The 13,587-nt window shown below is 50.4% G+C and carries 17 protein-coding genes; 6 read left to right on the top strand and 11 right to left on the bottom strand.

The window, feature by feature from the left end; translation table 11 throughout:
* Positions 1-139: 139 nt before the first annotated feature.
* The 7 genes from IG609_RS01180 to IG609_RS01210 all read right to left on the bottom strand — a co-directional run bounded on the left by IG609_RS01180 (position 140) and on the right by IG609_RS01210 (position 6,675).
* Positions 140-901 carry an amino acid ABC transporter ATP-binding protein gene (locus IG609_RS01180; protein ID WP_193397223.1) on the bottom strand — a complete coding sequence of 254 codons (762 nt, stop codon included), beginning with the start codon at positions 899-901 and terminating at the stop codon, positions 140-142.
* 8 nt (positions 902-909) lie between these two features.
* The gene (locus IG609_RS01185) at positions 910-2,004 is read right to left on the bottom strand and encodes an amino acid ABC transporter permease (RefSeq protein ID WP_193397222.1); all 1,095 of its coding nucleotides are present in this window, start codon (positions 2,002-2,004) and stop codon (positions 910-912) included.
* Between the two features lie 9 nt (positions 2,005-2,013).
* Positions 2,014-3,192 (bottom strand): amino acid ABC transporter permease, encoded by a 1,179-nt coding sequence (locus IG609_RS01190; RefSeq protein WP_193397221.1) that lies wholly within the window; start codon positions 3,190-3,192, stop codon positions 2,014-2,016.
* A gap of 66 nt (positions 3,193-3,258) precedes the next feature.
* A complete protein-coding gene (locus IG609_RS01195) occupies positions 3,259-4,284 on the bottom strand; it encodes an amino acid ABC transporter substrate-binding protein (protein WP_193397220.1) in 1,026 nt (341 codons plus the stop codon).
* Positions 4,285-4,644: 360 nt separating this feature from the next.
* Positions 4,645-5,310, bottom strand: a complete 666-nt coding sequence (locus tag IG609_RS01200; RefSeq protein ID WP_193397219.1) for an amino acid ABC transporter permease — start codon at positions 5,308-5,310, stop codon at positions 4,645-4,647.
* Positions 5,311-5,352: 42 nt separating this feature from the next.
* Positions 5,353-6,120, bottom strand: coding sequence for an amino acid ABC transporter substrate-binding protein (locus tag IG609_RS01205; protein ID WP_039278965.1), 768 nt, complete (start codon positions 6,118-6,120; stop codon positions 5,353-5,355).
* A gap of 156 nt (positions 6,121-6,276) precedes the next feature.
* Positions 6,277-6,675 carry a winged helix-turn-helix transcriptional regulator gene (locus tag IG609_RS01210; protein ID WP_102119396.1) on the bottom strand — a complete coding sequence of 133 codons (399 nt, stop codon included), beginning with the start codon at positions 6,673-6,675 and terminating at the stop codon, positions 6,277-6,279.
* A 142-nt stretch (positions 6,676-6,817) separates the two neighbouring features.
* Between IG609_RS01210 and IG609_RS01215 the strand changes: the two genes are divergently transcribed.
* From IG609_RS01215 to IG609_RS01230, 4 genes are all read left to right on the top strand, one after another.
* Complete coding sequence (locus tag IG609_RS01215; RefSeq protein WP_193397218.1) at positions 6,818-7,330, top strand: nuclear transport factor 2 family protein; 513 nt, start codon at positions 6,818-6,820, stop codon at positions 7,328-7,330.
* A gap of 72 nt (positions 7,331-7,402) precedes the next feature.
* Positions 7,403-8,593, top strand: coding sequence for an aldo/keto reductase (locus IG609_RS01220; protein WP_226373442.1), 1,191 nt, complete (start codon positions 7,403-7,405; stop codon positions 8,591-8,593).
* A gap of 260 nt (positions 8,594-8,853) precedes the next feature.
* The gene (locus IG609_RS01225; protein ID WP_193397217.1) at positions 8,854-9,999 is read left to right on the top strand and encodes an endonuclease/exonuclease/phosphatase family protein; all 1,146 of its coding nucleotides are present in this window, start codon (positions 8,854-8,856) and stop codon (positions 9,997-9,999) included.
* Between the two features lie 67 nt (positions 10,000-10,066).
* On the top strand, positions 10,067-10,471 hold the full coding sequence (locus IG609_RS01230) for an ASCH domain-containing protein (RefSeq protein ID WP_193397216.1): 405 nt from the start codon (positions 10,067-10,069) through the stop codon (positions 10,469-10,471).
* A 152-nt stretch (positions 10,472-10,623) separates the two neighbouring features.
* On the opposite strand, the gene tenpIN is transcribed toward IG609_RS01230, so the two are convergent.
* The gene (gene tenpIN / locus IG609_RS01235) at positions 10,624-11,121 is read right to left on the bottom strand and encodes a type III toxin-antitoxin system TenpIN family toxin (RefSeq protein ID WP_167469167.1); all 498 of its coding nucleotides are present in this window, start codon (positions 11,119-11,121) and stop codon (positions 10,624-10,626) included.
* Positions 11,122-11,338: 217 nt separating this feature from the next.
* Positions 11,339-11,518 (bottom strand): YlcI/YnfO family protein, encoded by a 180-nt coding sequence (locus tag IG609_RS01240; RefSeq protein WP_193397215.1) that lies wholly within the window; start codon positions 11,516-11,518, stop codon positions 11,339-11,341.
* 188 nt (positions 11,519-11,706) lie between these two features.
* On the opposite strand from IG609_RS01240, the gene IG609_RS01245 reads away from it, so the two are divergent.
* Entirely contained in the window at positions 11,707-11,895 is a 189-nt protein-coding gene (locus IG609_RS01245; RefSeq protein WP_193397214.1) for a host cell division inhibitor Icd-like protein, read from the top strand.
* Positions 11,888-12,079, top strand: a complete 192-nt coding sequence (locus tag IG609_RS01250; protein WP_119873435.1) for a hypothetical protein — start codon at positions 11,888-11,890, stop codon at positions 12,077-12,079. The genes IG609_RS01245 and IG609_RS01250 overlap by 8 nt, the downstream gene beginning before the upstream one ends.
* A 135-nt stretch (positions 12,080-12,214) precedes the next feature.
* On the opposite strand, the gene fis is transcribed toward IG609_RS01250, so the two are convergent.
* Complete coding sequence (fis, locus tag IG609_RS01255) at positions 12,215-12,511, bottom strand: DNA-binding transcriptional regulator Fis (protein ID WP_005975342.1); 297 nt, start codon at positions 12,509-12,511, stop codon at positions 12,215-12,217.
* Positions 12,512-12,534: 23 nt separating this feature from the next.
* A complete protein-coding gene (gene dusB / locus IG609_RS01260; RefSeq protein ID WP_193397213.1) occupies positions 12,535-13,500 on the bottom strand; it encodes a tRNA dihydrouridine synthase DusB in 966 nt (321 codons plus the stop codon).
* Between the last annotated feature and the right edge of the window lie 87 nt (positions 13,501-13,587).

The raw sequence follows: 13,587 nt of genomic DNA on the forward strand, positions 1-13,587 counted from the left end.
AGAGGCAGTTTTTAAGATGCATAAACCTTTCCACCTTATGCATCCTTTCCCTCATCATCACCATGATGAGGGATCTCACAGCTCACGTTATCGCATAACTAACGTGAGCTACATAAGCAAGCAGGCAGGGGGCTTCAGATTAGTGCAGGATTTGTGAAAGAAATGATTGCGTGCGCTCTGAACGAGGGCTGGAGAAGAAAATATCTGGTGGGGCTTGTTCTACGATCTCACCTTGATCCATAAAGATCACCCGATCAGCGACAGTTTTTGCAAACCCCATTTCATGCGTGACGCAGAGCATCGTCATCCCGTCCTGCGCCAGTCCAAGCATAGTATCGAGTACCTCTTTCACCATTTCAGGATCCAGCGCAGACGTCGGTTCGTCAAACAACATAATTTTGGGCTTCATGCATAGAGAACGGGCGATAGCCACGCGTTGCTGCTGGCCTCCAGACAGCTGCCCCGGAAATTTATGGGCGTGGGCGGCGATGCGCACGCGTTCCAGATAGTGCATTGCTAACTCTTCCGCTTCTTTTTTCGGTGTATGGCGCACCCAGCATGGCGCCAGGGTGCAGTTCTGCAACACAGTTAAGTGTGGGAAAAGATTGAAGTGTTGAAAAACCATGCCAACTTCAGTACGAATTTTTTCGATGTTGCGCAAATCATTATTTAATTCAATCCCATCAACGACAATTCGTCCTTGCTGATGCTCTTCGAGATGATTAATACAGCGTATGGTGGTTGATTTCCCCGAGCCGGAAGGGCCACACAGCACAATGCGTTCCCCCTGCCTGACCTGCAAATTAATATCTTTAAGCACATGAAATTGCCCGTACCACTTATTCACATTCTCTAAGGTAATCATGTGATCGGTTGATTGAGTTAATGCAGTCTGATTCATGGATGGCCTCAGTGTGACTTGTGTCCGGTGTTAAAACGATTTTCCAGATGTTGGCTATAGCGCGACATGCTGAAACAGAAAATCCAATAGACCATGGCGGCAAAGACATAGCCTTCTGTCGACATACCCAGCCAGGTGGGATCGACCGTTGCCTGTTGGATGCTGCTGAAGAGATCGAAAAGGCCGATGATGATCACCAGACTCGTGTCTTTAAAGAGAGAAATAATGGTATTCACCAGGCCTGGGATAACCATTTTCAGTGCTTGCGGGAGGATGACCAGCCCCTGCATGCGCCAATAGCCTAAGCCCAGGGATTCAGCGGCTTCGTACTGCCCTTTAGGTAGCGCCTGCAAGCCACCGCGTACTACCTCAGCGACATAGGCGGACTGGAATAAAATAACGCCGATCAGCGCTCTTAGCAGTTTGTCGATCGTGGTGCCTTCCGTTAAAAACAGCGGCAGCATCACAGATGACATAAAAAGCACGGTGATGAGTGGTACGCCACGCCAGAACTCGATGAAGACAACAGAAAGAATACGGACAATCGGCAGCGTGGAACGGCGACCTAATGCGAGCAAAATGCCAAGTGGTAACGCACCCGCGATACCCACGGCGGCGATAATCAGCGTTAACGTTAATCCGCCCCATTGATAGGTTTCCACTCGGCTGAGCCCGCCAAAACCACCGTAAAGCAACCACCAGGCAATGAGCGGATACGCCACTGCCCAGACGGCAATATAGCGTCCACGATAGGGAATGCTTTTCAGGAACATCGGCAGGATACTCAGCAACCCGATGGCGAGTGCAAAGTTGATGCGCCAGACTTCCTCTGCTGGATACAGCCCATACATGAAATGACCAAATCTGACATGAATGAAGACCCAGCAGGCACCGTCACGCGTACAGTCATTACGAGTTGTACCAATCCAGTTAGCCTGAAAGATTGCCCAGTTGAGCAGCGGCGGTATGGCAACCCACAATAGCCAGAGGCAAAACAGCGTTAACAGGCTATTACTGATACTGGAGAAGAGATTACGCCGTGCCCACAGCATCGCTTTGAACAGAGGGGACTGACGGCCTTGCGTATAATGGTTCATCGTCATGACGTCCTCTTAGCGTTCGACTAACGCGATTTTGCGGTTATACAGATTCATCAGCAGCGAGATCAGCAGGCTGATAATGAGGTAAACCGACATGGTAATGGCGATGGTTTCAATAGCCTGACCGGTCTGATTCAGCACCGTTCCTGCGAACAGCGACACCATATCGGGATAACCAATCGCGGCAGCCAGCGACGAGTTCTTCACAATATTGAGGTACTGGCTGGTTAGTGGCGGAATGATGACCCGCAGCGCCTGCGGGAGGATGACTTTGCGCAGCGTAACGGGATTTGGTAAGCCGAGAGAACGCGCGGCTTCGTGTTGACCGTGGGAAACCGATTGGATGCCTGAACGAATGATCTCGGCGATAAACGATGAAGTGTAGACCGACAGGGCGACGGTTAACGCTGCCAGTTCAGGGATCAGCACCATGCCGCCGCGAAAGTTAAACCCTTTTAATTCCGGCATATCCCAGTGGAAGGCGGGGCCGAAAATCAGGTGGCTGAGTGCACACAGCACAAGTAACAGGCCTAACGTCAGCGGCCAGGTTTTGCGCGGTTGACCGGTTAACGCGTGATAGCGCTGGTTACGCCGGAAAACGCCCCATGTCACCACTAGCGTAATAATGAGAGAAAGAAAAAATGCCGCCGCACCCGGTCCCAATTCAGGGGAGGGCAGATAGAAACCACGATTGCTGAGAAAGGCGACATCAAACGCGCTAATTGACTGGCGTGGCCCCGGCAGATTCCGCAGTACGGCAAAATACCAAAAGAAGATTTGCAATAGCGGCGGTATATTACGAAATATCTCGATGTAAACGTTAGATATTTTTCGTAGTAGCCAGTTGTCGGACAGTCGTGCCAGACCAATAGTGAAGCCGAGAACCGACGCAAACACGATACACAGCGCTGAAACCAGAAGCGTGTTGAATAGCCCAACAAGAAAAACGCGGGCGTAGGTGTCACCTTGTTGATAGTCAATCAGGTGCTGGACGATGCCAAAGCCAGCGCTTTTATTCAGGAAATCGAAGCCAGAGGTAATGCCCCTTTGTGCCAGATTGGTCACGGTGTTGTGCAACAGGTAGGCTGCGACAGCCAATACAGCGATAACAACGACAATTTGATACAGCCAGGCGCGCACCGCTGGATTAGTCAGTGATAAATCACCTTTTACGGTTGGGCGTTGTAGCATGCTTGAACCTCGAAACGGGGGTACTGAAGGGCGCAGCGATCCACTACGCCCAGGGTTTTCTGATAATTAACGTACCGTTGGCGCGTACTGAATCCCGCCTTTGTTCCACAGTTCGTTCAGGCCGCGTTTAATTTTCAGTTCGCTGCCCATGCCGACATTACGTTCAAAGACTTCGCCGTAGTTGCCGACTTGTTTGATGATTTTGAATGCCCAATCGTTCGGTAATTTGAGATCTTTACCGTAGCTGCCTTCATGACCAAGCAAGTGAGACATATCTGGCGTGGTTGGTTTTGCTGCCAGTTGATCGATGTTTTTCGAGGTCACGCCCATCTCTTCCGCATTCAGCATGGCGAACAGCGTCCAGCGTACAATCGAGAACCACTCTTCATCGCCACGGCGTACCACCGGGCCCAGCGGCTCTTTGGAAATCACTTCTGGCAGAACGATGAATTCCGCAGGTTTGCTCAGCTTGATACGCAGTGCGTACAGCTGTGACTGGTCTGATGCCAGCGTATCGCAGCGGCCAGACTCCAGCGCTTTGGCGCTTTCATCAGAGCGGTCGAACGTGACAGGGGTGTACTGCATTTTATGGGTCTTGAAGTAGTCGGCGACGTTCAGCTCGGTATCGGTGCCGGCCTGAATACAGACAGTTGCGCCGTCCAGCTCTTTGGCGCTGGTTAAGCCCGCTTTGTTGTGTGTCAGGAAGCCAATGCCGTCGTAGTAGGTCACGCCAGTAAAGAGCATGCCCATGCCGCCATCACGGGAAGACGTCCAGGTGGTGTTACGTGATAGCACATCAACCTCGCCGGATTGCAGCGCAGTGAAGCGTTCTTTCGCCGTCAGCGGCGTGTATTTAACTTTATTGGCATCGCCGAATACGGCGGCTGCAAGGCCGCGGCACACATCAACATCAATGCCGGAGTATTTGCCGCTGGCGTCTGCATAGGAAAAGCCGGGCAAGCCATCACTGATACCGCATTGCACAAATCCTTTCTTCTGAATGGCATCCAGCGTTGCACCCGCATGGGCTTGATTGATTGCGGCAAAGAGTGACGCGCCAGCAACCAGAGTAGAAATCACTATTCTTTTCATAATCATCCTAGCGTCTAAAGTTATTTGCTATTTTTGAAGTACACAATAAAGGTGCACCTTACCTGTCTGTCGGGATGCCGACGTGAGCAGAGCGAAGCAAATAAAATGCCAATTCTCTATTTGATTGATAATCAAGACGAAAATGAAGGGTTATTGATCTAAGTAGGTAATTCTAAATAGGTATGAGCGCACCGTGATAAATGCAAAGCGGGCAATGTGCCCTTTTTTGGTGCGTCAAAATGGAGAGCGCGAGATGCCTTCAGCCACTCTGCGCGTTGTGGAGAACAGTGAGTAAGGCTGAGTGCTAAGTGGGGGGTAGTGCCATCAGCCCAGCGGTGGCGTGGGTTGATGGCGTGAATGTTAGTGTGTGATGTGGCGGCGATAATACTTTTCAAGCTTAACTTGTAGCTGGCTCAGCACGGTGCTAAACATTAGGTAAATCAGCGCCGCCTCGACGTACAGAATCAAGGGTTCATAGGTCACGGAAACGATGCGCTGAGCGGATAAGAACATCTCCGGCACGGTAATGACAGCGGCCAGCGACGTATCCTTGATTAAGGAAATAAACGTATTGGAAAGCGGCGGCAGCGACACGAAAACGGATTGCGGGAAGATGACCCAGCGAATCGCCTGTCTGCCATTCATGCCGAGAGAATAGGCGGCATTCCATTGGCCTTTCGGAACAGACAAAATGGCCCCGCGCACGATCTCCGAGCTATAGGCACCCACGCTGACGGTGAAGCCAATGAGTGCGGCAGGAAAGGCATCCAGAGTAATCCCCGCGCTGGGCAGCCCATAAAAAATCAGGAAAAGCTGCACCAGTAATGGCGTGCCACGGATAACCCAAACGTAGAAATCACCCAGCCATTTCAGCGGCTTGGGGCCATAAAGGCGAACCAGCGCGATGAGAATGCCGAGGGCTAAGCCAAAGATGAAAGACAGAATCGCCAGAGGGACAGTGAATTTAAGTCCCGCAGAAAGCAGACTCCAGAAGGAGTCTGCCATGAGTTGTAGCCAAGGCGGCATGAAAACGAGCTCCGATAACGGTATGCGCTGATAACAGTGCGATTATTGAGAAACATCCTCCCCGAAGTATCGCACAGATATCGTTTTATAGGTGCCGTCTGCTTTAATTTCATCCAGAGCTTTATTCAATGCCTCCACCAGTGGTTCCTGATTTTTACGCACCAGAATCGCAGAAGGTTCACCGTCTTTTGAGGTCGCTGCAATCTTCACGTTGGCATCCGGTTTCTGCTTTTTGAAATCCAGGAATGACAGATTGTCGTTTAACGTGGCGTCGGCACGGCCGCTGAGCACCAGATCCAAAGACTGATTAAAACCGTCCGTCGGCACAATGTCCGCACCGTAGCTGGTGGCTTGCTTAGAGTAATTACTGGTCAGGCTCTGAGCCGCTTTTTTGCCTTTCAGATCGCTGAAATCTTTGAGGGTGGTGTTATCGCCACGGACAACCAGCACCGCCTTGGAATCAATATACGGCTTGGAGAAATCATACTTGGCCTGACGCTCTTTGGTTATGCCAACCTGATTGATGACCGCATCGTAGCGCTTGGCATCAATACCGGCGATTAACCCGTCCCAACGTCCTTCAATGAACTGAGCTTTCACGCCGAGCTTCTCTGCTACCGCACGGCCAATATCCACATCGAAACCAACCAACTGGCCGGATTTATCATGATAGGTGTAAGGTGCGTAGGTGCCTTCCGTGCCGATCTTGATAACCCCTGCGGATTTGATGGCGCTAAGGTCATCGGCATGAGCGAATACGCTGGTAGCAAGCAGTGCGCTGGTCAGTAAAGCAAAACGTATTTTTTTCATTATGAATTCCTGTGAGTGAGGTGCAGCGATGCGCTTATAACTTTTGTTAATAACGAATCTACGCAACAAAACACCTGTTTATAAATCACGTTGTGTGATGGTTTATATCAGAAGTGAATATAGTGGCTTGGCGTCGTTTTGGCGATGTTGCTCACCTTACTGCGTGAACAGGCTATCCGCCTCATTTGAGGTGTTTTGGGCATGTAAAATGGAGGGGAGGTTGCCCTCTATCCATAGGGCCAGTCCCTCGACAAGTTTGCTGACTTCTCTGCCCATTGGCGTTAACGAGTAATCGACATGCGGCGGGATCACGGGATGTGATACGCGCAAAACAAAACCGTCATGCTCCAGCGTTTGCAACGTTTGCGCCAGCATCTTTTCGCTAACGCCGCCCACTGTTCGCCGTAGTTCACTGAATCGATAGGTGCGCTCACGTAGTGCCAACAATACTAATACCCCCCAGCGGCTCGTCACATCGCGCAGAATGGTTCGTGAGGGGCACGCTTCTGCCATCACATCAGCACAGGTAAAACTAGGTGAGGATTCTGGCGTCATGTTTCTCTCCTGATTCAGTCATATGACACTAACTTTTTGGTGCGTACTTGTAAAAAAGTTAACGACATCGTAATTATCTCAAATGTTATTTCCTGATACCACCGTACACGATTCCCGACCACTCAATAGCAAGGTGATTCTTATGATAAAGACGCTGTTTCTGACGGCAACGCTGGGATTAAGCCTCACGATCTGTGCCGTATACGCACAAACGCCGGCGTCCGTTTCTCGTAACCCTGAGGCGTTGTTTACCAGTCCCGATCCCACGCTAAACGCGAACAAGCAGGTGGTTTACCGCATCCTTCGTGAATTGCTTGACGCGGGGCACTGGGATAAGGCGGATGAACTCCTTTCTGCTGAGTATTTACAACATAACCCGAATGCCCAGAGCGGTCGTGCCGCGGTTGTGGATTACTTTACCAAGGTGCTCAAGGTTAAGCCTCAGCCACTCCCTGAACGGCTAAATATGAAAATCATTGCCGTGGTAGCGGAAGGCGATTTGGTTACGGTGCTTTATCCGCGCACTGTTCGTGACCCGAAAGCGGCAGGGGGTTCCTATACCACAACATGGTATGACACGTGGCGTATTAAAGACGGTAAAGCGGTAGAGCATTGGGATCCGGCGTTACTGGGTGAAGCGCCCGATTTACGTTAACAAGCGATCTTGCACCGTTTCTCTGTAGTGAACATAGCGTAATCAATAGATATAGGTGAAGAGGTACTCAGTATGGAACGCAGAAATTTTCTGAAGCTGGCTGCTGGCAGTGCCGCCCTTGTGGCAACTGGGCGCGCGTTTGCCCAAACGGATAATGCGAATGGGGTTAGTTCCGCTTTTCAACCCCTGACGGTGCAGGGAACGGTGTTGCCGACGCGTGGCAGGGTTACAGGTACGGCGTTACCACTCAATGCCCCTGCAACGAAGGATACCCGTTATCGGACACCTTTTCGTTTCGGTATGGGGGGCACACAGATTGGCAATATTTTCGCCCCTATCAGTGATGAGCAGGCACACTCTACGCTACAAGCTGCGTGGGACGGCGGTGTTCGCTACTACGATACTTCACCTTTCTACGGTCACGGCCTTTCCGAACATCGGCTCGGGAGGTTCCTGCGTGACAAGCCGCGCGATCAATATCTTGTTTCTACAAAAGTGGGACGTATTTTTCATCCCAGTCGAGCGCCGTTGCCTGACTCGCTATGGGCGGACAAACTTAACTTTTCTTATGAGTATGACTATACCGCTGCTGGTGCCCGACGCTCTGTTGAGGATAGTCTGCAACGGTTAGGGTTAACCAGTATTGATATCGTCTACATCCACGATCTCAGCCCAGATAATACAGAATTGACTACACCGTGGACGACCTCATTTGAGATTGCGCGTAACGGTGCGATGGTTGAACTGGAAAAGATGCGTTCGGAAGGGCTCATCAAAGCTTGGGGTTTCGGTATCAACCGCGGTGATGCTGCGGTGATGGCGGCTGAATTGGACAAGGGGCCAACACCGGATATTGTTTTGCTTGCCTGCCAGTACAGTATTATCGACCATCAGGAAACACTGACTAAAACGTTTCCGGCTTTGGCGAAAAAAGGCATTACGGTGACGGTTGGTACGCCGCTTAACGACGGTTTTCTGGGGGGGAGAAATCGTTATCACTTCAGCAATGATCTTCCTCCTGGCGTGGTTGAGAAGCGGGCTCGTTTAGCCACTATCGCGGATCGGCACGGTATCGACATTCGTACTGCGGCGCTGCAATTTGCTGCTGCGCCACCTATCGTATCGGCCATTATTCCTGGTGCTCGTGTTCCTGGGCAGGTCGAAGCCAATATCCAGTCGATGAAGGTGAGTATTCCCAAAGGCTTTTGGGATGAGCTCAGGGAACAGAAATTAATCACGGCCGATGCGCCGATACCCACCTGATTTTGATAAGAAACATCAGATCGTCGCATTGGGTTTGTTGAATACAAACGGTGATAATAGGGTCGTTGAGCAACGCGCCTTCACCAGGGCAATTACCTATTATCACCGCTCTATATGGTGGGTTTTATCATCACGTATTTTCACGTTTTTACTGGTTTAACGGTGTAAAGATAAAACCTTTTGCGTGGTCCGGCTGTCACAATGGGATGCTACGCTAAAGAGGACTATTGCTTCTGTCGTTATCCGTTAAGGAGACAACAATGAAGATCCGCATCGCCAGCTATAATGTCGAGAACCTGTTCCACCGTACCGCGATTCTCAACCTCCCTGATTCTCGGCAGATTGACACCTTGTTGCAGCAGGGCAGGCAGCTTCAGCACCTTCTCGAACAGCCCCAATACGATGATGCCCTGAAAGATCAGGTGTTCCGCCTTTCTATCGCACTGCGCCCTTATATTGATATCCGTACTGACGCAGGTACGTTGGGGCGATGGAAAAAAGAGGACGTCGGCACCGGATTTAGGATCAATAAAAGCTGCCGTGGTCGTGGGGATTGGATCGGCGAAATCGTGTTTAAGGCGCAGGAGTTCAGCAGTCAACAGCGTAAGAATACGGGCAAGATTATCACCCTGCTTAACGCCGACATTCTGTGCGCGGTTGAGGTCGAAAACATGGATGTCCTGCGTGATTTCAACAATCAGGTGCTGGGGGACGATAAATTCAGTCAGTTCGTGATGATCGACAGCCCGAACGATCCGCGCGGTATTGATGTCGCCTGCCTGACGCGCTATCGGATTGCCCAGCTCCGCACGCATATTTTTGATGCCGGAAAGCGTTTCGATCCCGTATTCAGTCGTGACTGCCTCGAAGTGACGCTGGATGCCGGTCTCAAACAGCCGATTTATATTCTGTGTAACCATTTCAAAAGCCAGAGCGGTCAAACGGAAGAAGAGCGGCTGCGTGGGGCGGAGAAGCGTCGCGATCAGGCCGAACGCGTCGCGGAGATTGTGCAACAGACTTACGATCTCAAGAAGGACTACGTGGTCATTCTCGGCGATTTGAATGAAGATTCGTCAAACCCTTGGCACAGTTTGGCTCCGCTGTTTTCGCTGTCGGATTTACACCCGGTTATCGACCCTGAACGCCCGGAAAAAGAGCGCTATACCTACTATTTTGCTGGCGGAAAGAAAGGGGCTCGGTTAAACCAACTGGACTACATTTTCCTGTCTGCACCGCTGCATCAGGCGGTGGTGGAGTGGGGAGTCGAGCGTCGGGGGATTTATAATATCGACAAGATTGCCGCCAAAGAGGGTGCGGAACCCGTTACGCCGCTACCCGAAGTGACCTCATGGGACACGGCGGCGTCCGACCATGCCGCGCTCTGGGTAGAAGTGGATATTACCTGATGGTCGCTTTATGGCTATCATGGCGTGAGAAAACAGAGCAATCATAGCCGTATAACAGAGGAAGATGATGAGCCATAAACAAGGATTAGAGCAATACCCAGACGCGCTGCGCTGGTCATTTGGTGACAGCCCCGCGCTGGCGGATGAATTGCTGCAACTGGTACTGGAAGGGCATAAAACCGCAACCTGTAGCTCGTATCACGCGTTTAAAAACGAGGATACGCCACAGGTCGGCGATTACAACATCGTTCTGGACGGTGCCGGACAGCCTTCCTGCGTGATTCGCACGCGCTCGTTAACGCTGGTGCGCTACTGCGACGTCACCGCTGAGATGGCGGCGAAAGAGGGCGAAGGGGATAAAAGCCTGGCTTTCTGGCGACAAGCACATCAAGATTTTTTTGAAAGAGGAGGCTCCTTCGCCCCAGATATGCTGCTGGTGTTCGAAGAGTTTGAGCTGGTCGAGGTGCTTTGATTCTGGGTTGGTTGTTGATAAGCCCGACTGTGTTTGGTCGTCGGGAGCGACTGAATTTGGCAATCGGGTAGAGATATATTATATACACTCTTGTGCTAATCAGCTGCAGGTAATGCTATACGCAGTATATTCGGCAGGGACGTGGGAGCGGCTCATTCGGTAGACGGTACTGTTAATCCAAGCTCGGTATGATAGTTTATCAGGGTAGTAAAGCGGTAATCGCGGCGCAGTATGTTCGTATCATTTTTTCTGACGGCCTCAACATAACGAGCCACATATTTGGAAAACTGTTTGGTAATATGCGATTCTTTAGAAAGCAGGTCTTTCGCGGCTTTTTTACTTTTCAGAAGGAAGACTTCGGTGCTAACGTAAGACGGATCGGTTATTAGCATGGCTTTAGAGTAGTCCAGCCCCATTCCCCTGACGTCGTTCCTGCTTGTGTCGCGCTCAATGATGTGACAGTCATCATGGCGGATATGCGATCTGACTGGAATGGCGAAAGTTAGTCCATTCAGCTGTATCTGAACAATTCCATGGCCTCTGATTTTATCGCCACCGAGCCATGAATTTGATCTGGCGTCGAAATCGAGTGCTTCATGCACCACGGGATTATGCTGATAAAAAGTGTTATCTAGCTTTCTAAGTTCCATAAGTATCCGATTTTCGATACAAAAAAACCCTGACAAACAGACAGGGTTTTTAGGGTAGTTATCTTACAAGGAATTTAGGTTTTTACCGTGGGGATGTTCCTACCGCCACAAACAAACAAGGAATTTGGGTTTTTACCGTGGGGATATTCCTACCGCCACAACTAAACTACGACTTAATCATGACACAAATAGGACAAGAATGCAACACCAGTCAGCCTTAGGATTCATCTTTAGGATGTTTGCTCTGGCGGCGTTTGATCTCACCTTGCATGGCAGAAACGATAAATTGCCCTGTGCTTTCATCTGGCTCTTTTACTTTTTCCATTGCTTCAGCAACATCATGTGGAACTCTCGCCTCAAGCTTTCTTGATTTTGCATTTACTGCTTTCGTTGCCATGACTATTCCTAATGCTGGTTGGTGGCAGACAGTATACACAATAAAGCGCAAAAAATAGCGTTGACGTGGCTGACACTTAATTCTATAGTGGCTGACACCTTGAGTTGTTCAAGGTTAAAAATAGCGAAGCCCGCAGGTGCTACCAACACCTACGGGCCTCTAACCACAATGTTATTGGAGCTAACACTATGGCTGATATCCAGTTTACCCAAACTTGCCCCGAATTTCAGTATCGCTTTCTTGCTCTGTGCACATCCTCCCAACGTGTCGTGCATATTATCGCTGCCATCGAACATCAGACGCGGGAACATTCCCCTGATGATCATGTCATGGTCTTCGCTGGTCGCCTGCCTGTTCAGGAGGTGCACCATGTTTGATAACACGCCGCTAGAACCCGAAGAAGCGCTCGATCAGTGTCGTGCGCTGGCTTACGCCATTGTCGAATTGAATAATCCAGAATCGAAAGAGATTTTAACGTTCGTGTTAGCGGAACGGTTGGATAACCTGCACCGACTCTTCCATGCGTCAGAAACGGATAAACAAGAAGGGATGAGTCATTAACAACGGATTTCCCATATCGCAGACGCCACCGCTCATCGTGTCCACGCTCAGGTTGCTGCCTAAATAGAAAGCAAAGAAAAAGGCGCTTAACCCAAGAGGTAAAGCGCCTTTTTTCAAATGCTTAACTGATTAGTATCAGTTCATGCCGTATTTTTTCAATTTCTTACGCAGAGTACCGCGGTTGATGCCCATCATCAGGGCAGCGCGGGTTTGGTTACCGCGGGTGTATTGCATCACCATGTCCAACAGTGGCTGTTCAACTTCAGCCAATACCAGCTCATACAGGTCACTTACATCCTGACCGTTTAATTGAGCAAAATAGTTCTTCAGTGCCTGTTTAACCGAGTCGCGCAGGGGTTTTTGGGTTACCTGAGCCTGAGAGTTTACAGTGGAAACGGTCAGTACGTCAGAATTCACGCGTTGTTCGAACATAGTTCTGTCAGCTCTTTTTCTGTTTACGCAAGATTTTCAAAATATGCCTTCAACGCCTCCAGCTGCTCGCTGGCATCCTCAATGGCGTTGAATGTGCGCCTAAACTGGTCGTTTGGGGCATGCTCCTGGAGATACCAGGATACGTGCTTACGAGCGATACGAAATCCCTTGCCTGGACCATAAAAGTCGTGCAATTCCCGTATATGCTCGATCAACAAGCGCTTGACCTCTACCAACGGCAGTGGTGCCAGCAACTCCCCTGTGTCCAGATAATGCTGGATTTCCCGAAAGATCCAGGGTCTTCCCTGAGCGGCTCGTCCTATCATCAGGGCGTCAGCCCCGGTGTAGTCAAGAACCGCTCTGGCTTTATGCGGGTCTGTAATGTCGCCATTCGCAATAATAGGAATGGAAACGGCCTGCTTAACTGCCCGAATACTGTCGTATTCCGCGAAGCCATTGAACAGGCACGCACGAGTGCGTCCGTGAATGGTTAACGCCTGAATGCCACAGTCTTCAGCCAGTTTGGCAATTTCTACACAGTTACGATGCTCTGGTGCCCAACCGGTTCGGATCTTCAGTGTTACCGGTACGTCTACCGCTTTCACCACCGAAGAGAGGATCTGTTTGACCAAATCCGGATACTGCAATAACGCAGATCCTGCCATCTTGCGGTTCACCTTCTTCGCCGGGCAGCCCATATTGATGTCAATGATCTGCGCGCCGGAATCAGCGTTAATTCTCGCTGCCGCCGCCATCTCATCGGGGTCACAACCGGCAATTTGCACGGCTCTGATACCCGGTTCATCGCTATGAACCATTCGCAAACGCGACTTGTCTGAACGCCACACTTCTGGGTTGGAAGAAAGCATTTCAGACACGGTCATTCCAGCGCCCATCGCGTGACAGAGTGCTCTAAATGGGCGATCGCTAATACCAGCCATTGGGGCTGCTATCAAACGATTGGTAAGCTGAAATTGTCCAATATGCATAGACAAAAATTGACCATACTGTGCCTGCAAGGGCGCGTATATTACGCATTTTTTACGTCAGATGAAAGGCCAAACTTTGACCAATTT

The organism is Pectobacterium quasiaquaticum, assembly GCF_014946775.2.
Classification (GTDB): domain Bacteria; phylum Pseudomonadota; class Gammaproteobacteria; order Enterobacterales; family Enterobacteriaceae; genus Pectobacterium; species Pectobacterium aquaticum.